Below are 23,927 nucleotides of genomic sequence, written 5' to 3'. Positions count from 1 at the left end.
GTATGGAGATGCCCGACGCGGTCAAGTGGCTGCTGCCGATCGTCGTCGGGGAGAGCTGGCCGGAGGGCGACGAGACCAAGCTGCGCGCGCTGCGGGACGCGTGGCACACGGCGTCGTCGGCGATCGGGCCGGTGGCGGAGACGGGCAACCAGGCGGCGTCCGGCGTCCGCGACAACTGGACGGGTGACGGCGCCGACGCGTTCGCGGAGCAGTGGAAGAAGTTCGTCGAGGGCGACGAGGCGTACTTCAAGCAGCTGGCCGACGCGGCGAAGGCCCTCGGCGATTCGTGTGACCAGACGGCACTGGACGTCGAGTACACGAAGTACATGATCATCATCTCGCTGATCGTCCTGGCGGCCCAGATCGCGGCGATGATCGCGGCGGCGGCGGTGACGTTCGGCGGCTCGACGGCGGGCATCGCGCCGGCCCAGATCGCAACCCGGATGACCGTGCAGATGCTGTTCCGGCAGCTGCTCGAGAAGCTGGCGCAGCAGGGGTTCAAGCAGGTCGCGAAGGAGCTGCTAGAGAAGCTGCTCAAGCAGGGTCTCAAGAAGATCGGCATGGAGATCCTCAAGAACGAGGCGATCAACCTCGGCATGGACGCGGGCATCCAGGGCCTGCAGATGGCCAAGGGTGACCGCAAGGACTGGGACTGGTCGAAGACCTCCGACGCGGCGATCTCCGGAGCGGTCGGCGGCGTCGTGGGAGCGGCATCGGGCTCGATCGGCCGCGGGGCGACCGAGGGGCTTTCGCACAGCGCGGGCGGCCAGGTCGCGGACGCGGCCATGCGGGCAGGCGCGCGGGGTGCGGTGGAGGGGGTCGCGCAGACGGTCGGGCAGGCCGCGGTGACCGGGGACCTGGGGTCGTTGACGCCGGAGCAGCTGCTGATGGGCGCTTCCAGCGGGGCGGTCGGGGGCGCGGTCGGGGGCGCGAAGGAGCAGCTGCACTCGGTCCACGAGGCGAACATCCCGCGGGCTGATGCGGATGGTGACTCGGGGGAGTCGGCGCGGGGGGCCTCGGAGTCTTCTTCGTCTTCTTCGGAGCCGGAATCCGCTTCGGGGTCCGAGTCTCGGGGGGAGTCCTCGGCGGAGTCTCGGCGTGAGTCCTCTTCTGAGCCGGAGTCGCGGGGTGAGGAGTCACGTCGTGAGGCCGCCTCTGAGCCGGAGTCGCGGGGTGAAGAGGCTCGCCATGAAGGCTCTTCCGCAGCGGAGTCGCGGGGCGAAGAGCCACGTCACGAAGCCTCCTCCGCACCCGAGTCGCGTAACGAGCAACCACGTCAGGAAGCCTCCTCCGCACCCGAGTCGCGCAGCGAGCAACCACGTCAGGAAGCCTCCTCCGCACCTGAGACGCGGAGCGAGCAACCACGCCACGAAACCTCCTCCGCACCGGAATCGCGGAGCGAACAGCCTCGCCCCGAAACCTCCTCTGCACCCGAGACGCGGAGCGAGCAACCACGCCAGGAGGCCTCGTCCGGACCGGAGGCGCGTCGTGAACCGGCGGCGGCGGAATCGCGTCAGGAAGCCGCGGCGTCCCCGTCGCGAGGCGGCGAACCGGAGCGTCCGGCGGCGGCATCCGCGCCCGAAACGCAGCAACGGGCGGACAGCGGTCCGGCACCGGTCGCCGAGCACCGGACTGCCGAGGCGTCCCGGCCCGTCGCGGACCAGCAGCCGGAGCGTCCGGTGGCGGCACCGAGCCAGCCATCGACGGCCGCACCCCAGGGCGGCTACGGGATGGCCCCGCCGCCGGGGTTCGGCGCGGAAACGGGCCGCGGACGTCCCCAGGACAACGTCGGAGCGTCCGGTTTTGCGGGCGGTCCGAGCCAGCCGTTCGCGGCGGAGGGTGGGCCGGCGGGGTTCCAGAACGGACCGTCACCGCAGCCCCAGCCGGGTGGATTCCCGCCCCCGCAACCGGGCGGCCTGCCGAACGGCGGCGCCCCGGGAGGCCCCGCCCCACGCCAGGGTGGCCCGCTGCCCGCCGGTGACCAGCCACGACGTGTCCCGCCACCGGACCCCCGCCGGATGCTGCAGGGCGGTCAGCCGCCGATGCCGCCGGGTGGGTATCGCCCGGGGGCACGGCCTCCGCACGGCGCTCAGCCAGGCGGGCAACCGCTACACGGCGGGCAGGCAGGTCAGCCGGGTGGGCAGCCTTTGCACGGGGCACAGCCTGGAGGGCAGCCGCCGCGCAATGGGCTAGCCCAGCCGGGTGGTCTGCCACACAGCGGGCAAGCGGGACAACCTGGCGGCCAGCCACCGCACGGTGGACAGCCAGCCCAGCCGGGTGGACACAGCGCGCCCCCACGCAACGGGCAAGCAGCGCAGCCCGGCGGCCAAATGCCGCACGGAGCACAACCAACCGGCCAGGCACCGCACAACGGGCAGCCGTCCCAGCCCGGTGGTCAGCCTTCGCACGGGACACCACCCGGCAGCCAGCCGCCGCACATTGGGCAGCCGCCCCATGGAGCACCACCGAACGGCCAGCCGCTGCACGGTGGGCAAGCTCCCCATGCAGCGCAATCGGTGCCGCCGGGTGCACAGACGCCGGCTGGGCCGCGGGGTGGGCAGCCGTCTCAGGCTGGGGGGATGCCGCCGCACGGTGGGCAGCCCGGAGCTCAGGGCGGGCAGCCGGCGCCTGGTGGGCAGCCGGGGATGCGGCCGCCGCACGGTGGGCCGCCGCATCATCCGGGACAGGCGCCTCAAGGTGGTTTGCCGCCGCAGGATCCGCGGCGGATGCCGCCGCATTCGGGGATGCCTCCGCAGGGTGGGCAGCGTCCGCCTATTTCGGGTGGGCAGCGTCCCGCCGGGTATCCGAACCAGCCTCGCGGGCCCCAGGGCCCCGGGCCGCACCCCGGTGGACGGCCGCCGATGCCGCCCCCGCCGGGTGGACGGCCGCCGCACGATCCTCGGCTGGGGCCGGTTCGGCCTGCCGGGGCGCCGCAGGTTCCGCCGCCGCGGTTCGGGCCGCCGCAGGAGCACCTGCCGCCGCGGGGACCGTTCGAGCCGCCGCGGCCGGTGGACCGTGCGCCGGAACAGCCGCGGACGCAGCCGGCCCAGGACCGCCCGGCCCCGGCGACCGAGCCCACGCAGCAGCCGCCGGCCGAGCAGCCGGACCAGCGCACGCCCGCGCCTGGCCACGAGCAGGGAGCGCCCGCCGAGCGCCTGGCGGACGAGAACTCGCCGACGGCCGGGCGCGAGCCTGCCCAGGACCTCCCGGCCGAACAGCCGACATCGGCGCACGAAAACCCGGCGCACGACAACGCACCCACCACCGAGCACGACCAAAACCGCCCCGCCGAGCACCCAACACCAGCCCACGAAAACCCGGCGCACGACAACGCACCCACCACCGAGCACGACCAAAACCGCCCCGCCGAGCACCCAACACCAGCCCACGAAAGCCCAGCGCACGACAACGCACCCACCACCGAGCACGACCAAAACCGCCCCGCCGAGCGACCGGACCAGCAGGCACCCGAACAAGACCACGTCGGCGAACACCAGACCCCGGACGAACAGCACCATCCTGGCCAGGAGACGCCCGGCGACCTCGCCACGGACCACCCGCACGAAACCGCCGATGCGGAACGGGAACGGGACTACGGGAAGCCGGGCCAGGACGAGCCCTACCTCACCGATCCCCGGTTCCACACCGATGATCCCGCCGGGATCCGGCGGATCGAAGACACGTTCATGGACTCCGGGAAGACCAGCGACCAGGACGGTGAGTGGCGGCACGAGCAGGTCCACCGCGAAGCGCGGGCGAAGCGCGACGAGTGGCACCCCGGTATGTCGGACGCCGGGGCCGTTGCCGTGCACGCCTACACGCGGACCGAGATGGTCGGGCCGCTCAACCACGCGCTGCGGATGGGCAGTCCCGAGCTCGTGCACCTCGCGCCGCAGGCCGCCGCGCTCGTTTCCGGGCTCAACGAGCTTCCGCCACACGAAGGCGTTGTCTCGCGGCGGGTCGACTTCAAGGGCGATGTCTCTCGGCTTCAGGCCTTCCTCGCCCGGTTCCACGACGGCGCGCACATCACCGAACCGTCGTTCCTGAGCTCGTCGAAGGTCGACGCGCAGCACCCGCGCAGCAACTTCCCCGGCGAAGTCGAGATGCGGATCCAGTCGAAGACCGGCCGTGACGTCGAGAAGCTGGCCAGCATCGGGCACGAACGCGAAGTGCTCTTCAAGGCCGGGACGCAGTTCAAGATCACCGGCATCGAAGAAGGTCCCGGTCACCCCAACCACAAGCCGGCGCCGGTGCGTGGGGAACCGCACTACGTCGTGCACGCCGAAGAGATCGCGCCCGGCGAGCCGGGGCATCTCGGCGAGGCCGACGCGCGGGATGCGATCGAGCAGCGCCGGGCCGGTGAGCGTGCCGACGAGGACCGCTTCCAGCGCGAAGCCGACGCAAAGCTCGCGAAGTTCTACGAGGAGCACCCCCAGTACGCACCGAGCAACGACCTGGCGTCGAAGCTCAACCCCTTCGACGAGCCGGGCGCTGAACCACTGCCCGAGCGGCGGCCGCCGGCCACCGGGGAGCCGGAGGGTGGCTGGGCGCAGCTCGCGGAGCCGCTCGTTCCCGGTGGCCGGCCCGTGCTGCACGCCGGGTCGGTCGAGACGCCGCAGCAGCACGCGCGGCTCGTGCGCGACGCCGTTCCCGAGCTCAGCGGCGTCAACACCCGCAACCACTACAGCCCGGAGAGCCTCGAGAACGGCTACCGGACCAACGCCGCCGAATCGATGGTCGCCTTCGACCGGCGGATGAACGGCGAGGACGTCGTCGCCGGGCCGGCCCGGCAGCAGAACCTCAGCGAGCAGCTCGGCGGCCCGTGGAGCAGCCGGGACAGCTTCGACGGCGTTGCCCGTGAGCTCGGCGAACGCCCCGTCGGCGCGCGGAGCGCCGTCGCCTTCGAGACGCCCGCCGGGGAGTCGCGGCTGGTGGCCGCCGTGCACACCGAGCACGGGGTGCTGTTCGCCGACCCCGTCACCGGGCGGCTCGCCGAACTGCCGCACGACGCCACCGGCATCCACACCATGCCGCTCGGCGGCGGGGACGCGCCGCCGCACCACGTCGCCGAGCCGGAGACGATCACCGACACGATCGGCGACCGGCTCAACCCGACGACCGAGCGCGTCCCGCACGACGAGGGCTACCTCTTCGACGGCGAGCACCGCGGCACCCCGGCCGACCACGAGAGCATCCGCAGCGCGGTCGGCAACGAGGACATCTACCAGCAGATCCACGACCGCGCGCTGGCCCGCCGCGACGCGGCCGGGCTGCCGGTGACCGACGAGGGTGCCGTCGCGCTGCACGGCTACACCCGCGGCGAGTACGCCTACGACGTCAACGAGGCCCTGCGCCGCGGGCCGGACCACCCCGGGTTCGACCTCGCGCAGCAGAACACCCGCGCGATCATGGACGGCCTCAACCAGATCCGGCCCGAGTCGGGCGAGACCATCCGCGCCTACGACGTCGGCGGCGATCCGCACCTGGCGGACCTGGTCGCCAGGCCGTACGAGCCGGGCTCGGTGATCGTCGAGTCCGCGTTCTCCAGCGCGTCGATCAAGACCGACGAGTTCTCGACGTCGAAGTTCGGCGACGACATCGAGCTGCACGTCCGGTCGGACAACCTGCGCGACATCTCGAAGCTCGCCGAAAACCCGGGCGAGCGCGAGGCGCTGTCGCCGCCCGGTACGCAGCTGCTGGTCCACGAGAAGCGGCTGGAAATCGGGCCGGACGGCCGCCGCAAGTGGGTCATCGTCGCCGAGGAGATCGGCCCCGGCCACCCGCGTTACCTCGAGCCGGAGGCCGCGCGGGAGAAGATGGCCGAGCGCCGGGCCGAGAACGACCACAATGCGGCCGAGTTCGAACGGCGCAGGCAGGCCGCGATCATGGAGCGGCTCGGCGGCCTCGGCGAACCCGAGCACGTCACGCCGCACGAGCCGTCGGTCCACGACGTCCAGGACGCCCCCGCGGAACCGCCGCCGCCTCCGGTGTCGGTGCACGACTACTCGCGGCTGGCCCGGGCGACGAACCCGCCCGCCGAGCCCGCCATCCACGCGGGCGGGACGACGCCGTCCGAGCGCGCGGCCTACGTCCACGACCGCCACCCGCACCTGCGCGACGTCAACCCGGGCTTCCACCAGCCGGGCGCCTTCGAAAACGGCTACATGACGAACTGCACGCGCGGGCCCGAGGCGTACATGGACCGCCAGCGCGGCGGCGACATGACGGCCGAGCCGATCCTGCCGCACGAGATGGGCACCCGCGGCACGCTCGAGCACCTCGAGGGCCGGTTCGGGGAGACGTTCTCCGCGCGCGGCAGCTACGACGACGTCATCCGCGAGATGCGCGGGATGCCGGTGGACCACCACGCCGTGGTCGCGGTGAAGTACCCGGGCCCGAACGGCGTCGAGTACGGGCACGTGGCGATGGTCGTGCACACCCGCGAGGGCGTCGCGTTCATCGACCCGCAGTCCGGCGACCTGATGCACCTGCCGCAGCCGGCGAACAGCATCAAGCTGATGCACATCGGGACGCCGGACGAGGTGCACGCCCGGACCGAGAGCCAGGGCGAGCACGGCCCGGGCGAGCCGCACGGCGGTGGTTACGGCGCCGCGGAACCCGTGGGCGCGCACCCGGACGCGGAGCGGTTCCTCGGCCGCGAGGACCTGCAGGCCGCGCTGGCCCACCCGGACCTGGCGAACGCGCACGTCGAAGCCAAGGACGAGCTCGGCCGCGCCCACGACCTCGGCCCGCTCAAGGACTACCTCGAAGCGCAGCTGCCGAACCGGCCCGAGCTGGTCCGGCTGCTCGGCGACGAGGCCAACGCCTACATCGCCGACTCGCTGGCCCAGCGCCCGCTCGCGCTGGGCAACCTGCTCGCGCACGACGAGGCCGTGCGGATCTTCGAGGACTCGCTGCGGGACGTCCACGAGCAGCGCGAGCACGGCACGCTCCCGGAGGAGATCCCGGCCGAGCCCAACCACATCGAGCTGGGCGAGACCGAACGGCGGGTGTCCGAGGAAGCGACCGCGGACAACGCCCGGTACGAGGACGCCGACCGCCGTCAGCCGCCCTACCCGCGGGAACACCTGGGCAACGCGACGGAGTTCAAGAAGTACCTGGACAACGTCTACGAACGGGCCGAGGTCGCGATGGCGAAGCTGCGCGAGGTCGTGCCGGACATCGCGGCCGAGACCGAAGGCGAGCCGGACCTGCGCAAGACGCTCAAGGGCCGGGGCCGCGCCGAGGACAAGATCGAGTCCAACTACGGCGGCGACCCGTCGCGGCTGACCGACATCGCCGGCGGCATCGTCCGCTTCGACAAGATCGAGATGCTGTACGCCGCCTTGGAAAAGATCCGGGCGCGCGACGACATCGAGATCGTCGAGTTCGAAGACCGGTTCGTGAAGCCGCAGCCCGCCGGCTACAGCGACCTGCAGATGAAGGTCCGGATCGACGGGCACGTCGCCGAGTTCCGGCTGCACCTCAAGGCGGTCGATGCCGTCTCCGCCTACGACCACGCGCTCTACGAGGTGCGCCGGGACATCAAGGCCCGGGCCGTCGACGAAGGCCCCGGCCCCGATCCGGAGACGGGCAAGAAGCGGCCGCGGCCCTACACCGCGGAGGAGCAGGCCCTGATCAACGCCCTGCTGAAGCGGGAGCGGGAGAAGTTCTGGGAAGCGCTGAACAAGAGGCCGGAGCAATGACGATCGAGACGCCGGCGTACTTCCGGCACCACGACAGCCCGTACCGGCTCGACAAGACGGCCGACGGCGGGCTGGCCGGCTACATCCTGAGCTGGCGGACCGGGCGGTTCGTCGAGGACAACGACAAGATCGACGACGTCCTCTTCGCGCAGGCCGGGGACATCGGGGCCCTGACCGAGCAGCAGTTCGTCATCCGGACCGAAGACCTGCGGCGCGAGTACCTCCGCGGCGACGGACCGATCTTCGCCCTCTACGGCACGATCAGCGCCATGCACTCGGTGGCCCGTGAGGAAGGCCGGCCGCTCAGCCGGGAAGAGGCCGCGCTCAAGGTTTCGCTGTACCGCCGCACCTTCAAGATGTGGGAGGACGAGTTCGCCCGCCTCGACGCCGGACAGCCGCCGACCTTCGGCTACACCTCGACCCTGGCGCGATGATTCACGTGGAACATCGACTTTCGCCCGACGAGCAGCGCACTCTCCTGGTGCGGCTGGGAAAGCTCGTGCGCGAGCACCGCGTCAACACCGGCGTGCCCGCCGTCGCCGACTTCCGGCAGGTCGGGAAGCACACCGAAACCGCGGGCCACAACACGACGATCCCGGACGAGCTGGCCGTCCTCTTCACCGAGCTGCGGGCCGGCATGTACACCGAAGGCCGCGGCACCTGGCTGCAGGCGCGGTTCGCGCTGAACCCCGACGGCAGCTTCGACTTCGACTTCGCGCTCGACGATGATCCGGTGTGGACCGACCCACCCGAGCCGGCCGCCTACCCGGAGGAGCTCGCCGCGTTCCCGCGGGCCGACGAGCACATCCCGGACTGGTGGCGGCTACGCGCGCAGCTACCGCTCGGCGTGGTGTTCCGGCACGCCGAAGCCGGCGGCCCGGACGTCGAGCGGCCGCCGCTGACCGACACCGAGGTGCCGCTCGTGCTGCAGTACCTCGAGCGCGAAGCCGTCGTGCACGAAACCGACGACGAGCGCTTCCACACCGACGGCACGTGGATCTGGTCCGACGCGGTCCCGCTCCTGCTCGCGAAGCACGGCGTGCCGCCGGAACCCGACCTGGTCGCGCACATCCGGCGGCACCACTTCCAGCCGCCGTACGTCGAGCCGCTGGTCCGGCGGACCGCCGAGGCGGACCTGCTGGGCAAGCCGCGGCCGAAGCCGTCGCGCGCCGACGTGAAGAAGACCGCCGGAGACGTCGTCGCCGAGCTGGAAACCACCCCGGACCCGCAGCTGGGCGACGAAGAGCTGCTGACCGTGCTGGTGCAGCGGCTCGGCGAGCACGGGGTGTGGCCCGAGGCGTACCGGGTCGGCGAACGCGCGGACGGCGCCTGGTGCCTCAACTACACGCCCGATGGCTGGGAGGTCGCCGCGTACGCCGGCGGGAAACCTCGCGAACCGAAGTACTTCGCCCGGCTCGAGTACGCCGCGCAGCAGCTGCTGGGCGCGTTGCTGCTGCACCCCGCCCGGATGACCGCCGGGCACGAAACCCCGCTGGAAACCGCCAAGGAGCTCGACGACTGGCCGGTGCACCCGGCTCCGGGTGAGCCTCCCCTCACCCTGCTCCGCAACAAGCGCATCACCAGGCTGGTGGCGGGTACGGTCGTCCTGCGCTTCGGCGAGGAACCGGGCAATCTCGTTCACCACGGCGAGGTACGGTTCGCCACGACGTCGCTGCCGCTCGAACGGGAGCGGGTGCGGCGGAGCTACCGGCTCAGACGCCCGCTGCACGTGATCACCGGCATCACGGTTCCGTGGGCGAACCTGCCGGGTGGCGCGGTGGCCTTCGTGCTGCCGAAGACGATCGCCGAGCACGAGTCCGACGGAAGCCTGGAGAGGATCGAGTAGGTGGAAGCGGCGGAAGCGATTGCCAAGGTCGGCCAGTGGCTGCGCGCGGTGCACGGTCCGGACGTCTCCGGCCCCGCGGGCCTGCGGGTGGACACCGAGAAGGTGCTGCGCATCCCCGAGGGCTGGTCGGTGCCCTACAACACCATCGCGTTCCTCGACGAGGGCCGGCCGGAGAAGGAGATCTTCCCGCCGCCGTCGGTCGTCGTCCGCGAACCGGACGGCGAGCTGCGGCAGGCGCACCCGCACCCCGGCGGCCTGTCGGTGCCGGTGGCCTTCCCCGGCCAGGAGAACTGGCGCGAGGTCGTCGACCCCGAGTACGTCAAGGCCGGGCTCGGCGAGCTGGGCGTGCCGCTGCAGGCCGTCGCGGGCTGGGTGAAGGTCGACGCCGACGGCAACCAGACCGGCGAAGAGCGGGAGAACCCGGAGTACAAGGCCGGCCCGATCCGCCGCGGCTACCCGAAGCCGGAGAACACCCTGGAGACGCTGCTGTCGTTCGGCAGCGTCGGCTGGCTGACCCGGGAGCTGCTGCTCATCGGGCTGATCCGGTGCGAGGTGTACGTCCCGCTCGACCTGGAGACCGGCAAGACCGACCGGTTCTACTTCGCCGAGGAGCGCAACGAGCTCAAGGTGTTCAGCTCGACCCGGCACCTGCCCTCGCGCGAGCACGGCTGGTGGAAGGTCGACGTCGCCACGCTCGCCGAGTTCGAGCACCCGCCGAACCTCGTCATCAACGGCGGCCCGACGACCATCGAGGACGTTTCCAGCGGCGAGCTCGCGGAGATCGTCAAGCGGTTCCCGCGGCACGAGCCGCGCATCGACGTGCACGGCCGGTGCCCGGAGGCGGAGGAGGACCTGATCCGGGTCGCCACCGAAACCGCGTCCCGGATGGGCCTGCCGGACCCGGTGAAGCCGCCGCTGGCGGCGGCGGAGAAGGCCCGGCGGCGCGGCTTCGAGCTGACCGCCGAGGAGTGCGCGAAGACCGTGCTCGGCGAGTCGTGGCTCAAGCGGCTGAGCATGCCGGAGCCGCCGCGCAGCAAGCCCAACGACCTGCGCGCGAACGGGCTGGCCCCGGCGTACGACAACGCCGGGCGCACGGTGCCGCGGCTCGACACGTTCGGCAAGTACTTCGAGCGGGACCTCGACGGCTTCCGCTACGGCTGGCAGCGCGTCACGGGCGCGTACGTCGGCTTCGCGCTCGGCGAGGCCCTCGGCGCGGCCGTCGACCGGATGATGCTGCACGACATCCACGCGAAGTTCGGCATCGAAGGCGTCACCGACCTGATCCCGGCGTTCGACCAGCCCGGCCGGATCGGCTCGCTGACCCAGCGGCTGCTCTTCTACACCGAGGCCGTCATCCGGAGCCCGCACCGCGAGCAGCCGGAATCCCGCGAAGCCGAACGGCTCTTCCCCGACGTCGTCCGCGGGGCGCTGCAGCGCTGGCTGCGCACCCAGGGCGCGCCGATGGACGCCATCGACGGCTGGCTCGTGCAGGTCCCGGACCTGCACGCCCGGCGTGACATCGACGACGCCGAGCTCAACGCCTACCACCAGCTCGCCACCGGGGCCGACGGCGCGCCGCCGATGTCCGGCCCGGCCGCGCTGATCACGGCGCTGCCCGCCGCGCTGACCGTGGCGGGGCCCGGCAGCGGGCTCAGCGGCGGGGCGCGGCAGGCGGTGCGCGAGCTGGCCGGCGTCACGCACCCCCACGAGGAGGACCTGGCCGCCGCGACCTACCTGACCTGGCTGTTCGAGCACGCGCTGACCAAGGAGGCGTTCAGCTTCCCGATCTGGAACACCAGCCGCGAGGTGCTCAACCCGGACAACCAGTTCCAGCAGGGCCCGGAGTGGACGGCGATCAAGGACATGGTCGCCGAATCGGTGCCGTTCTTCGGTGAGCACGGGCTGCCCGACCTGCGGATACCCGAGCTGATCGGCGACGGGAAGACGACGCTATCGGTGCTCGGACGCGCCTTCGCCGCGTTGTCGGGTTTCGAGAACTACCCGGAGCAGGCGCTGCTTCGCGCCGTCAACCACTCCGGCCGCAGCGCGCTCACCGGGGCGATCGCCGGGGCCCTGCTCGGTGCCCGCACCGGGATCCCCGGGCTGCCGCAGAAGTGGGTCGACCAGCTGGAACTGCGGTACCTGGTCGAGAACGTCGCTTCGGACGCCTACTGGCACTTCGACCGGCACTCGGCGCTCAGCGCGCTCGGCGACGCCTGGATCGAGCGGTACCCGCGGCATTAGCGCGAGGATGGGGAGAATGGACGAAGAGGAAGCCGCCGCTCGCGCGCGGGAATGGCTGCGCACGCGGCCCGGCGGCGACCGGCTGCGGATCCGGCCGGAGTTCACCGCGCGCCGCCCGGACGGCTGGCGCTTCACGGTCAACGCGGCCGCCTACCTGGACGGCACCGACATCGGCGCGGGCCTGTTCCCAGGGCCCGTGGTGTTCGTGCCGGACGACGGCGAAATCACGCTCGACCAGGCGGCGATGGCCAGCCCGCCCGCCGAGGCCGAGTGGCAGCCGGACGTCGACCCGGAGTTCGACGAGAAGGCGTTCCCCGAGCTGGACCTCCCGGTGCGCGCCGTGCGCGGCTGGACCGGGGCGAACGGCGAGTACCGGGTCAACGAGCAGTACACCCCGGGCCCGGTCTGGCGCGGCTTCCCGGCTCCGGCGACCGACGCCGAGAAGCTGCTGAACTACCTGGCCGCGAACTGGATCACCCGCGCCGAGTTCGTCCGCGCCCTGCTGGACTGCGAAGTGTTCGTGCCCTTGCCGGACGGCGAGCCGCTGCTGCGGCCGGTCCCCGGCAAGAGCGAGCGCGAAGTCATCGCCTACAGCTCGTCGGCGAAGGTGCCCGGGCGGTACCCGCGCCGGTGGCGGGTACCGGTCCGCGAACTGCCGGCGTCGACGGGACTGACGCTCGATCCCGGCACCGGCCTGGTCCGCAGCCTCACCGCCGCCGAACTGGGCACGACCGGCGTGGACCGGCCCATCGTGGCGGAACCCGCGCCGGAAGCCGGACCCGAGGTGGCCGCGGCGCTGCCCGCGCTGGTCGCGGAGTTCGGCGTCGAGCCGCCCGACCTGCCGGCCCGGCACCTGCGGTACGCCCTGGACCACGCCCGCGACCAGCACTTCGAGCTGACGCCGGAGGAGTGCGTCCGGTACCTGCGCGGATTCGCCTGGCAGTACCGCAACGGTGTCCGCCGCCGGGCCGGGCAGGCCCCGGAATGGCCCGCGGACCTGGGTGCGAACGGCCTGATCGCGCACGTCGGCGAAGACGCGCGCCCGCGGCCGGTGCCGTGGACGTACGGGAAGTTCTCCGCCTTCGGGACACCGCCCGACCGCTTCGCGTGGCACCGGATCGTCGGCGCGTACGTCGGCTTCGCGATCGGCGACGCCCTCGGCGGCGGCGCCGACCCAGCGAGCCCGCTGCCTCTGGGCGGGCTGACGCGGCACCTGCTGTTCCACACCGACATCGTGCTGCGCGGCCTGCCGCCGGTGCCGACCGGCGAAGTCCCCGCGACGCTGCCCGAACCGGACCCGGTCGGCTGGCTCGCCGTCGCGACCCGGCACGCCGGCCCCGCGCCCGCCGAGTTCTCCGCGCTGCTGGCCACGGCGCTGGCCGCGACCCCGGCCGGAGCGGTGTCACTGGCGGACGTCGACGGCGAGAAGTACGCCAAAGACGTCGCCCGGGAGCTGATCGGCAGCGCGGCCGGCGCCGAGGTCACCGAGGGCGTCGAACTGCTGGTTTCGCTGTTCCAGGCCCTCCTGACCCGGGACACCTTCGCGCTGCCGGTGCACGTCCGCCTGCACGAGGTGGGTGGCGACCTGGCGGCGTCGACGCTGGCGCTGCGCGCGGACCGCGACGCCGACGACGTCACGCAGCTGGAGTCGATCGGCGACGGCCGGAGCGTGCGGTCGGTGCTCGGCCGCGCGTTGTTCGCCGCGGCCAAGCGCGGATACGACCCCGAAGCGGCGATCAGGCTCGCCGCGCGGTCCGGTCCGGTGGCCGGGGCGATCGCGGGTGCGCTGGTCGGTGCCCGCGTCGGCGTGCCCGGCCTGCCCTGGATCACCAGCCTGCCCGACCTCGGGCTGCTCGAAGACGTGGCGAGCGACGTCTTCTGGTACTTCAACCGCAACGGTCTCCAGACGGAGGCCGCGGAACACGCGCGGTGGGAACGCCGGTACCCGAGCGGCCGGTTCACCCCGGAGCCGAAGGGACCGAGCTTGCGATCGCGACTGCGGGGCAGCCTGCTGGCCGGGGCGATCGGCGACGCGCTGGGCGCGAAGACGGAGTTCGACTCGATCGACCGGATCCGCGAGATCGCCGGGCCGGACGGCATCACCGACTTCATCCCCGCGTACGGCGGCGTCGGCCGGATCACCGACGACACGCAGATGACGCTGTTCACGCTCGAAGCGCTGATCCGGGCGCACGCCCAGCGGCGCCGGACCGGGTCCGCGGACGTCGTCCACTCGCTGCAGCTGGCCTACCAGCGCTGGCTGCACACCCAGGGCGTCACCTGGGACCGGGCCCGCGGTCCGCAGTCGGCGATGGCGGCTCCCGACGGGTGGCTGATCACCCACCAGGAGCTGTTCAGCCGCCGCGCACCCGGGCTGACCTGCTTCGGCGAGCTGGAGGCGTACGGCCGCTCGGGTGTCCGGGGCACCATCGACCGCCCGGTGAACAATTCGAAGGGGTGCGGCGGCGTGATGCGCGCGGCCCCGATCGCGCTGTGGTCGGACGACCTCGCCGAGGTGTTCCGGCTCGGGGCCGAGAGCGCGGCGCTGACCCACGGTCACCCGAGCGGGTACTTGTCGTCCGGGTGCTTCGCGGTGATCGTGCATGAGCTGCTCCACGGGAAGCCGCTGCTCGACGCGGTCGCCACCGCGCGGGCCGAGCTCGTGAAGCACCCGGGGCACGAAGAGCAGAGCGCGGCGCTCGACGCGGCCTTGGCGATGCCGGGGCCGCCGACGCCGGAGAAGCTCGAGCAGCTGGGCCAGGGCAACGTCGGCGAGACGGCGTTGTCGATGTCGGTCTACGTCGCGTCGACCACCACCGACGCCGACTCGGCGTTGCTCGCGTCGGTCAACCACAGCGGCGACAGCGATTCGACCGGATCGGTCTGCGGCAACCTCGTCGGCGCGATGTACGGCGAGGAAGCGCTGCGGGAAAGCTGGCTGGACCAGCTGGAACTCCGCGAAGTCATCGTCGGCCTCGCGGATGACGCGCTCGCCGAGTTCGGCCCGGATGCGCCGGGCGACGACCGGTGGTTCGCTCGGTACCCGGTCGACTAGGTTCGTGGGGCTACTGGGGACGGGGAGGACAAACGTGCGTTACCGGGTAGAGGTGGCCGAACGCCCGGACGGCCTGTATGCGACGTGGGGCGAGGGGACATTCCGCGCGCAGCGGTCGACCACGGACGGCACCGTGCTGCTGTCGGTGCTGCCGGAGGAAGAGGCGCCGGAGGGCTTCGACAAGGAGTTCGCGGGACGACCGGCGAAGGTCGTCCCGGCGAGCGAAGTGCCGTCGACGTTCACGCTGCGCACCTTCGCCGAGTACGACGGCGAGGTCTTCGAGGTCGCGCCGGGCGACCGGCCGGAGCTGACCCTGCGCTGGGTCCGCGACGACGCCGTCCGCGCGGCGCAGCTGGGTCTGACCGACTTCTCGGTCACCGTGCCGGCCAAGCAGGTGACCGCGCTGTGGCAGACGCGGCTGGACTTCACCGAGGCGGCCGAGGCGCGGCCGAAGCCGGGCGAAGACGACCAGAACGCGCTGCTGCGCGCCATCGGCCGGACGCTGCTGCACACCGTGCCGGGCGGCTGGGCGCGCGTCGGCGCGCAGTTCCGGCAGGTCGGGGACTACGCCGAGATCGAGGTCCGCGCGGTGGGCGACGAGGACGGCCCGGTGTCGGTGTCGCTGCCCGCGGTGCCGCGGCTCGGCGGGCTCTTCGCCCGGCTGCGGGCGGCGATGTTCCAGCCCGAGTCCGGCACGTGGTTCCAGGGCACCTTCACCCTGGACGCGCAGTCGCAGTTCGACTTCGACTTCGACGCCGACCGCGAGCCGGACTGGCGGGTGCCGCCCAACGACGGCGGCCGCCCGTCGACCGCCGCCTACGAGCTGGAGCTGGCGACCTTCCCGCGGACGCCGAAGCACCTGCCCCCGTGGCTGACGGCCAAGGCCGGGCTGCCGCTGGACGTCGTGTTCCGGCAGGCCCGGATCGCCGACTCGCACGTCGAGGGCGAGCGCCCGGTGGTCAACCGGCCGCCGGTGCCGCCGGACCAGGTCCGCGGCCTGCTCGACTACCTGTTCCGGGCGCCGGTGGCGCTGCACCGGCCCGCGCCGCTGCCGGACATCTTCGGCGGGCCGGGCGCGAAGCCGGACGTGCCGAACGCGTTCCACACCGACGGCACCTGGATCTGGCCCGCCGCCGTGCCGCACTACCTGCGCAAGTACGGCGTGCCGCCGGAGCCGGAGCTGGTCGAGCACGCGCGCGCGGCGGGCTTCCGCCCCCCGTTCGTCGGGGAACTCGTGCGGGCGACGGCGGAGGCGGAGATCCTCGGGCAGCCGCGGCCGCCGCAGACGACCGCCGACCTGCCGGACGATCGCGCGCTGACCCGCGTGGCCCGCGGCGAGCCGGTCCGGAACCTGAGGGGCGCGGAGACCCTGGAGCTGCTCCAGCAGCGGCTCGCCGAGCACGGCGTCCCGGCCTCGGCCTACCGCATCGGCGCGAACGAGATCCCGGCCGAGGGCGTCTGGACGCTGCGCCGCGCCGAGAACGGCTGGGAGGTTTCCCGGCCGCCGTCCGACGAGCCGGTGGCGTTCGGCTCGCTCGGCGACGCGGCCCGGTTCCTCCTCGGCGTGCTGCTGATGCAGCCGCCGCGGCCGGCCGAGGAGTCCGACCAGCCCGCCGACTGGCCGATCCTGCCGATGCGCGGCGAGCCGCCGTTGAACTTCTACCGCGGCAAGCGCCTGATCACCCTGCCGCCGGGCACCACGGTCGTCCGGTTCGGCAACGAGACCGGCAACCTGGTGCACGCCGACGGCTCGCGGTTCGTCGAGACGGCGCTGGCGTTCGAACGCGAACGCGAGAAGCGGCTCTACCGCGTGCAGCGCGCGATCCGCGTGCTGACCGGCGTGACGGCACCGTGGGGCGGGATGCCGGGCGGCGCGGTGGCGTACCTGCTGCCCCGGCCGCTCGCCCAGCACGCCGAGACGGGCTCGCTCAGCAGGCAGTGATCAGGACGGCGGGCGACCACCAGTAGTCGGCGAGCGGGGTGACGTCGACCTCGGTGAAGCCCGCCGTCGTCAGCTGCTCGGCCCAGACCCCGGCCGGGTGCTCCCAGTTCGTCCGCTGCTGCCCGGAAACGATCCCGAGCAGCACCGGCAGCAGGAAGCCCTGGGCGACCAGCGTGGCGTCTTCGCCGTACTCGGCCACGCCACGCTCGTAGCGCTCGACCAGCGAGTGGAGGTGTTCGATCGAGCCTTCCTCGAACTCGGGGACGTCGAACTCGGCCAGCACCAGCGTCCCGGTGCGCGGCTGCAGCGTCCGCAGCACCTCCGCGCGCTGCTCCGGCTCGATGGACTGCATCGCGAAGGTCGACTGGACGAAGTCCCAGCCGAGGTCGTCGCGGGCCAGGAAGTCCTGGGCGGTCGACTGCCAGCACTGGGCCGAGGGCACCCGCTCGTGGACGCCTTCGAGCAGCGCGGCCGACGGTTCGACCAGGTCGATCCGCGGCGGGAGGTGCGCGGCCTGCTCCAGCGCGGGCACCACGGCGAGGCCGTCGCCGCAGCCCAGGTCGAGCAGCGATTCCGGCTTCGCGGCGTCGTAGCGGGCAGCGAGCGCGGCGCTCAGCGCCCGGTACAGCTCGACGTTGCCGCCGCCGCGGATGAACGCGGTGAACGCACTCGGCTGGTCGTACACCGGCGCGGAGCCGTCGCCGCCCAGGTAGGTCCGCAGTTCGTCCGCCAGCGTGGAGCCGGCGCGCCCGGCCTGGGTCGCCAGTTCGGCGGCCTGGTCGCGGTCACCGGTGCGGTAGGCGGCGAGGGCGTCGGCGAGCAGCTCGATCGAGGTCATGGTCAGGAGATATCAGAACGGGACCCACAACGTCACTCGCGTGCCGCCCCCGGCGAGTCCCGACTCGACCAGCGACGTCCCGCCGACCTCGGCCAGCCGGGCGGTGATCGACTCGCTGATGCCGAACCCGGCCGGGTGATCGGCCGCGCTGAACCCGCTGCCGTGGTCGCGGGTGATCACCGCGATGCCGCCGTCGCGCTCTTCGACGCGGACCACCACCCGGTCGGTGCCCGAGTGCTTCATCGTGTTCCGCATCGCCTCGCGCACGGCGTCGCGGATGGCGATCTGGCGGACCTCCGAGAGCGTGTCGTCGTCCAGCTCGGCCACCACGAGCTGGGCGCGCAGGCCGTCGCGAGCCATCTCGGCGGCGAGCGCGGCGAGCTTCTCGCCCAGCGGCCGGGCGCCGGCCTCGGCCCGCTCGGACGCCGCCGACTCGATGGTGTGCCGGATTTCCATGGCCTGGGCCCGGGCCAGCCGCTGGATCTCCACCAGCCGTTCTTCGGGCTCGCCGGGGCCGGCCAAGGCCATCGCCTCCAGCGTCTGCAGCACGGTGTCGTGCAGCCTGCGGTGCTGCTGGGCGCGCTCGGCGAGCCGGCCGTTGCGGGTGCCGTAGGCCAGGGCCAGCCGCGTGCCGAGACCGGTCAGCACCAGCGCGGCGGTGGCGAGGAAGAGCTCCGCGAGCAGGACGGAGTACGTCGAGAACGCGGCGCCGACGTCGAACCCGCCGGTGTTCAGCCGGTTCGCCAGCATCCGGAGCGGGAAGCTGAGGAGCCCGAACACCACGCCGCTCGGCAGGCCCAGCGCGAGCGTGAGCAGGCCGATCTCGCCGTAGAGGTGGATGCTGGTGACCGCGAGCGCGTCGAAGTACGCCGGCGACGGCACGGTCAGCGCGACGACCAGCGGCGAAAGCACGGTGAAGGCCAGGTCGACGGCCAGCAGCTTCCCGGCGTTCCGGCCGCGGTACGGCGCCGAGCGGAACATCCAGCGGAGGCCGATGACGTTCAGCGCCACCGACAGGAGCGTGAACGCCCCGACCGGCAGCAACCCGGTGGTGCCGTGCTGGAGGACGTAGACGCCGAGCTGGCCCGGCACCGCGAACAGCCGGTACGCCAGCGGGATGAGCACGACGTACCGGGTCGCGCGCAGCAGCAGGCCGTCGCGCTCGGTCGGGTCGATCGGGCCCGACATCCGCGCGATGCGCCGCAGCGCGTGCATCGGGGCCGGGTCGGCGATCTCGGCGGGCAGCTCACTCGTGGCGGTGGCGATCGCGGGGGCGCCGCGCCTCAGCAGCGCCACCAGGAAGCTGCCCCCGCCCGCCACGGCTCACGCGTCCCCGACGCCGTTTTCCGCGGCCCACTTCTTCAGCTCGGCGACCGCCTCGTCGTGCTCCAGCGGGCCGCGGTCCAGGCGGAGCTCCTTGAGGAACTTCCACGCCTTCCCGACGTCCGGCCCCGGCTTCAGGCCGAGCAGCTCCATGATCTGCTCGCCGTTGAGGTCCGGCCGCACGCGGTCGAGGTCCTCCTTGGCCTTGAGCGCGGCGATCCGGGCCTCGAGGTCGTCGTAGGTGGCCTGCAGCGCGGCCGCCTTGCGGCGGTTGCGGGTGGTGCAGTCGGCGCGGACCAGCTTGTGCAGCCGGGTCAGCAGGTGGCCGGCGTCGGTGACGTACCGGCGGACCGCCGAGTCCGTCCACTCGCCCTTGCCGTAGCCGTGGAACCGCAGGTGGAGGAACACGAGCTGGGAGACGTCGTCGACGATCTCCTTCGAGTACTTCAGCGCCCGCAAACGTTTGCGGGCCATCCGCGCGCCGACCACCTCGTGGTGGTGGAAGCTGACGCCGCCGCCGGGCTGGAACTCGCGCGTCGCGGGCTTGCCGGCGTCGTGCAGCAGCGCGGCCAGCCGGAGGATCAGGTCCGGTTCCGACGTCGGCTCGTGCGTCTTCTCCAGCTCGATCGCCTGGGCGAGCACGGTCAGCGAGTGCTGGTAGACGTCCTTGTGCTGGTGGTGCTCGTCGATCGCCAGCCGCATCCCGGGCACCTCGGGCAGCACCCGGTCGGCCAGCCCGGTCTCGACCAGCAGCTCCAGGCCCGGCCGCGGGTCGGCCGCCAGCAGCAGCTTCGACAGCTCGGCCTGCACCCGCTCGGCGGTGATCCGGTCGATCTCCTCGGCCATCGACGTCATCGCGTCGACCACCCGCGGCGCGGCGGTGAAGTCCAGCTGGGCGGCGAAGCGGGCGGCGCGCAGCATCCGCAGCGGGTCGTCGGCGAACGACTCCTGCGGCGTCGCCGGGGTGTCCAGGACCCGCTCCCGCAGGGCACTCAGCCCGTCGTGCGGGTCGATGAACGTCTTGGAAGCCAGCTCGACGGCCATCGCGTTGACCGTGAAGTCCCGGCGCAGCAGGTCGCCCTCGATGCTGTCGCCGAAGGTGACCTCGGGGTTGCGGCCGACGCGGTCGTAGCTGTCGGCGCGGAACGTCGTGATCTCGAGCTGCATGCCCTTCTTCGTCACGCCGACCGTGCCGAAGGCGATCCCGACGTCCCAGACCGCGTCGCCCCAGCCGCTGACGATCTTCAGCACCCGGTCCGGCCGCGCGTCGGTGGTGAAGTCGAGGTCGCCGGACTGCCGGCCGAGCAGCGCGTCGCGCACGCTGCCGCCCACGAGGTAGAGGCGGTGCCCCGCCCTGGCGAACCGTTCCGCCAGCTCGTCCGCCAGTGGGGAGACCCGCATCAGCTCCACCACCTGCTTGTCGACCACGTCGTTCACGAAAATCCCACTACGTTCCAGGTGCGATAGCTGCAGGCACCGCCGGACACGGACACGGAGAGCCAGCCTACCGGGGGAACCGTTTGCTCTAGCATCGCAGCATGTCTGGATCAGCCGGCCGCCCCGGCGCCTCGAAGCCGCGCAGGCGGCGCAGGCGGCAGCGCGGCAGGCGGCTGACCACGGTCGACGAGACGTCGGCCGGTGGTCTCGTGGTGGACCCGATGCGCGAACAGGCGGTGCTGATCGGCCGGCTCGACCGGCACGGCAGACTGCTGTGGTCGCTGCCCAAGGGCCACATCGAGGACGGTGAGACGGTGGAACAGACGGCCGTGCGCGAGGTGAAGGAGGAAACCGGCATCTCCGCGCGCGTCCTGCGGCCACTGGGCACCATCGACTACTGGTTCGTGGCCGAGAAGCGGCGCATCCACAAGACCGTGCACCACTTCCTGCTCGAAGCGCTCGGCGGCGAGCTCTCCGACGAAGACGTCGAGGTCACCGAGGTGGCCTGGGTCCCGCTGGCCGAGCTGGAGACCAAACTCGCCTACTCCGACGAGCGCAAGCTCGTCCGGAAGGCCAGTCAGATGCTCACGGAACTTTTCGCGCGCCCGGACGTCCACGGACGAGACGAGCACGCCCCTGAGGGAGCCCCCGAGTGAAGCGGTTCGCCGCAACCTGCCTTTCCGTCCTCTTCCTGGCCGTTCCCGCCCTCGCCGGCGCTTCGGTGGCCCAGGCCCAGGAGGGCGCCCGCCTGCGCGTCGACCTGGCCGGGCTCAGCCCGCGGGTGATCACCAGCTCGACGACGACGCTGACCGTCACCGGCACGGTGACCAACACCGGCGACCGCCGGGTCACCAAGCCGCAGGTGCGGCTGCAGGTCGGGGACCGGGCGACGACCGAACGCGGGATCGGCGACGTGCTGGCGGGCGCGGTCGTCAAGGACACCCCGCTGACGGAGTTCACCTCGGTCGCCGACGTGCTGGAACCCGGCCAGAGCGCGCCGCTGGCCATCACCGTGCCCCTGACCGGGCCGCGGGCGGACCGGTTCGGCCGCCCCGGCGTCTACCCGCTGCTGGTCAACGTCAACGGCACGCCCGAGTTCGGCGGGCCCGCGCGGCTCGGCGCGGTCAGCATGCTGATGCCGGTGGTGACCGCGCCGGGCAAGCAGGCGGCCGGCCGGTCCGGTTCGGCGCCGAGCATGACCCTGCTCTGGCCGCTGACCAGCAACGTCCCGCACGTCTACGCGGCGCCGTACGGCAGCCCGGTGGTGCTGGCCGACGACCGGCTGGCCGACGAGATCAGCGGGGAGGGCAGGCTGAACGCCCTGGTGACGTCGGCGTCGTCGGCCGTGCGGAACAGCCCCAACCTCGCGAAGTCGATGTGCTTCGCGCTCGACCCGGACCTGCTCGCCACCATCGACGCGATGACCCGCGGCTACCTCGTCCACACGGACACGGGCAACGTCGATGGCAAGGGCACCGAGGCCGCGAAGACGTGGCTGTCCGAGGTCCGCGCGCTGGTCGGCGGCCGCTGCGCGGTGGCGCTGCCGTTCGCCGACGCCGACCTCGACGCGCTCACCCGCATCCGGCCCGGCGACACCAGCCTGGTCACCCGCGCGGCCTCCGGCGCCGCGACCATCCAGGAGCTGACCGACGTCACCCCGCAGACCGGCGTGCTCTGGCCGGGCGGTACGCCCGGCGCGGCGGCGCTCGCCGCGCTGACCGACGCCGGCGTGCGGACCCTGCTCACCGACGCGGGCAAGCTCGCGCCCGCGGCCGCCGGCGGCGGCGTCACCGTGCAGGGCAGCGCCGTCCGCGTGCAGCCGACCGACTCGCTGATCTCCGCCGCGATGACGGGCGTCCCGGCGGTGCCCGGCTCGGTCACCGTGTCCGCGACGACCGAGCGGGCGGTCGCGAGCCAGAACGGCCTCGGGGCCCTCGCCTTCCGCGCCGGGCTGGGCCTGGCCGCGGGGCAGCAGCGGCCGGACCACCTGCTGGTCGCGCCGCCGCGGCGCTGGGACGCCTCGGCCGAGGAGTTCGGCACCTACCTGCAGCAGGTCGGCGAATTCGTGAACGCGGGCCTGGTCACCGCGACCGGGCTCCCGGCGCTGCTCGCCGCCAGCCCGGAAACCTCCGGCCCGGTCGGCGACGGCGGACCGGACGCGGCCGGGAGCATCGACGCCGGCGTCGTCTCGACGCTGGCCGACCTCGACGTCAAGGCCACCGGGCTGGCGTCCGCGATGCAGATCGACGCCACCAAACGGGTGAAACCGGACGACGTCGTCGAGCCGGTCCGGCTGGCCGAGCTGCGCGGTGCGTCCACGGCGTGGCGGGGCCTGCCCGCGGACGCGGCCACCCTGAACGCCCAGGCCGAGCTGTCCGCGATCAGCGGCCGGGTGACCGTCTCGCAGCCGAAGCAGACCATCGCGCTGGCGTCCGGCAACTCGCCGCTGCCGGTGTACGTCAGCAACGACCTGCCGGTCGGGATCAACGCCCGGTTCGCCCTCGACAACAACACCGGCCTGCGCCCGGGCGACGCCCAGGACCGGTTCTTCCCGGCCAGCGGCGGCAAGAACTACTTCCTGCCGGTCGAGGCGCTGCGGGCGGGCCGGTTCAGCGTCGATGTGTCGTTGCGCACGCCCACCGGTACCCCGCTCGGGTCATCCGCGCGGTTCGAACTGACGTCGACGGAGTACGGCGCGATCACCATCATCGCGACCGTCGCCGCAGGTGTGGCCCTGCTTCTGCTCGCTTCCCGGCGGATCTACCGGCGGGTGAAGGACGCCCGCGCGGGACGGGACGTGGTGGACTGATCGCTCGGCCTTTGAGTGTTCCGGGCGGTTCGCGATTACCCTTGGTCCGCACGTGCGCGGCACCGGGCCGCGGTACCGGAGTAGAGCACCGAGGATTGGGCACGCGTTGGAGAGAGAGCCGGGCTTACCACCCGAGCGTGCGGGTCGTCCTCGGCGCGAAGGCCCCCCGCCCCCGCAACGGGGTGACGGGCCCCCGAAAGCGTCGCAGCAGGCACGGCCGGTTCGCCGCCAGCAGCCGCCTCCGCCCCAGGAGCGCGGGCGTCGCCAGCCGCCGCGCAACGGCCACACGCGCCAGATGCCGGCGCCGGACGACGCGACGGTCCGCGACGCGCGCCCGGCCCGCGAAGACGCGCCGGCCCGCGACGGCCGCCCCCGCCGCGGCGACCAGGCCCCCCACGACGGCCGCGCACCCCGCGGCGACCGTGCCCCTCGCGGCGACGGGCCCGCCCGCGACCAGCGCGGCGACCGCCCGGTCCGCGACCAACGACGGCCCGCACCGGACGACCACCCGCCGCGCGACCAACGCGCACCTCGCGGCGAACGCCCCACCCCGGACGACCACCTGCCCCGCGACCAGCGCCCACCTCGCGGCGAACGCCCCACCCCGGACGACCACCTGCCCCGCGACCAACGCCCACCTCGCGGCGAACGCCCCACCCCGGACGACCACCTGCCCCGCGACCAACGCCCACCTCGCGGCGAACGCCCCACCCCGGACGACCACCTG

At 73.0% G+C, this 23,927-nt stretch carries 12 protein-coding genes; 8 read left to right on the top strand and 4 right to left on the bottom strand.

Annotation, left to right across the window (positions count from 1 at the left end; translation table 11 throughout):
* Window positions 1–8 precede the first annotated feature (8 nt).
* The 6 genes from ACWEGE_RS11765 to ACWEGE_RS11740 are packed head-to-tail and all read left to right on the top strand — an operon-like array spanning window position 9 to window position 16,793.
* Window positions 9–7,706, top strand: coding sequence for a WXG100-like domain-containing protein (locus tag ACWEGE_RS11765; protein WP_449660394.1), 7,698 nt, complete (start codon window positions 9–11; stop codon window positions 7,704–7,706).
* Complete coding sequence (locus ACWEGE_RS11760; RefSeq protein ID WP_449660393.1) at window positions 7,703–8,140, top strand: hypothetical protein; 438 nt, start codon at window positions 7,703–7,705, stop codon at window positions 8,138–8,140. The genes ACWEGE_RS11765 and ACWEGE_RS11760 overlap by 4 nt, the downstream gene beginning before the upstream one ends.
* Window positions 8,137–9,552 carry a TNT domain-containing protein gene (locus tag ACWEGE_RS11755; RefSeq protein ID WP_449660392.1) on the top strand — a complete coding sequence of 472 codons (1,416 nt, stop codon included), beginning with the start codon at window positions 8,137–8,139 and terminating at the stop codon, window positions 9,550–9,552. Before ACWEGE_RS11760 ends, ACWEGE_RS11755 begins: the two co-directional genes overlap by 4 nt.
* Entirely contained in the window at window positions 9,553–11,796 is a 2,244-nt protein-coding gene (locus tag ACWEGE_RS11750; RefSeq protein ID WP_449660391.1) for an ADP-ribosylglycohydrolase family protein, read from the top strand.
* Between the two features lie 16 nt (window positions 11,797–11,812).
* Window positions 11,813–14,851 (top strand): ADP-ribosylglycohydrolase family protein, encoded by a 3,039-nt coding sequence (locus ACWEGE_RS11745; RefSeq protein ID WP_449660390.1) that lies wholly within the window; start codon window positions 11,813–11,815, stop codon window positions 14,849–14,851.
* Window positions 14,852–14,885: 34 nt separating this feature from the next.
* Complete coding sequence (locus tag ACWEGE_RS11740) at window positions 14,886–16,793, top strand: TNT domain-containing protein (protein ID WP_449660389.1); 1,908 nt, start codon at window positions 14,886–14,888, stop codon at window positions 16,791–16,793.
* Here ACWEGE_RS11740 and ACWEGE_RS11735 read toward each other — a convergent pair.
* Genes ACWEGE_RS11735 through ACWEGE_RS11725 form a run of 3 tightly spaced genes read right to left on the bottom strand, consistent with a single transcriptional unit; the run spans window position 16,780 to window position 20,391 of the window.
* Window positions 16,780–17,631, bottom strand: coding sequence for a class I SAM-dependent methyltransferase (locus ACWEGE_RS11735; RefSeq protein WP_449660388.1), 852 nt, complete (start codon window positions 17,629–17,631; stop codon window positions 16,780–16,782). The two genes, ACWEGE_RS11740 and ACWEGE_RS11735, sit on opposite strands and share 14 nt — an antisense overlap.
* A 12-nt stretch (window positions 17,632–17,643) precedes the next feature.
* A complete protein-coding gene (locus ACWEGE_RS11730) occupies window positions 17,644–18,951 on the bottom strand; it encodes a sensor histidine kinase (RefSeq protein WP_449660387.1) in 1,308 nt (435 codons plus the stop codon).
* A gap of 3 nt (window positions 18,952–18,954) precedes the next feature.
* The gene (locus ACWEGE_RS11725) at window positions 18,955–20,391 is read right to left on the bottom strand and encodes a CCA tRNA nucleotidyltransferase (RefSeq protein ID WP_449660386.1); all 1,437 of its coding nucleotides are present in this window, start codon (window positions 20,389–20,391) and stop codon (window positions 18,955–18,957) included.
* 101 nt (window positions 20,392–20,492) lie between these two features.
* Here ACWEGE_RS11725 and ACWEGE_RS11720 point away from each other — a divergent pair, with 101 nt between their 5' ends.
* Window positions 20,493–21,047, top strand: coding sequence for an NUDIX hydrolase (locus ACWEGE_RS11720; RefSeq protein WP_449660385.1), 555 nt, complete (start codon window positions 20,493–20,495; stop codon window positions 21,045–21,047).
* Window positions 21,044–23,200, top strand: a complete 2,157-nt coding sequence (locus ACWEGE_RS11715) for a DUF6049 family protein (RefSeq protein WP_449660384.1) — start codon at window positions 21,044–21,046, stop codon at window positions 23,198–23,200. The genes ACWEGE_RS11720 and ACWEGE_RS11715 overlap by 4 nt, the downstream gene beginning before the upstream one ends.
* A 124-nt stretch (window positions 23,201–23,324) precedes the next feature.
* Here ACWEGE_RS11715 and ACWEGE_RS11710 read toward each other — a convergent pair.
* Window positions 23,325–23,927, bottom strand: a 603-nt coding sequence (locus ACWEGE_RS11710; protein WP_449660383.1) for a hypothetical protein, incomplete at its 5' end; no start/stop codon positions are given.

The sequence above is a fragment of the Amycolatopsis sp. NPDC004747 genome (genome assembly GCF_053601335.1).
This window is presented reverse-complemented; position numbering and strand designations above follow the sequence as displayed.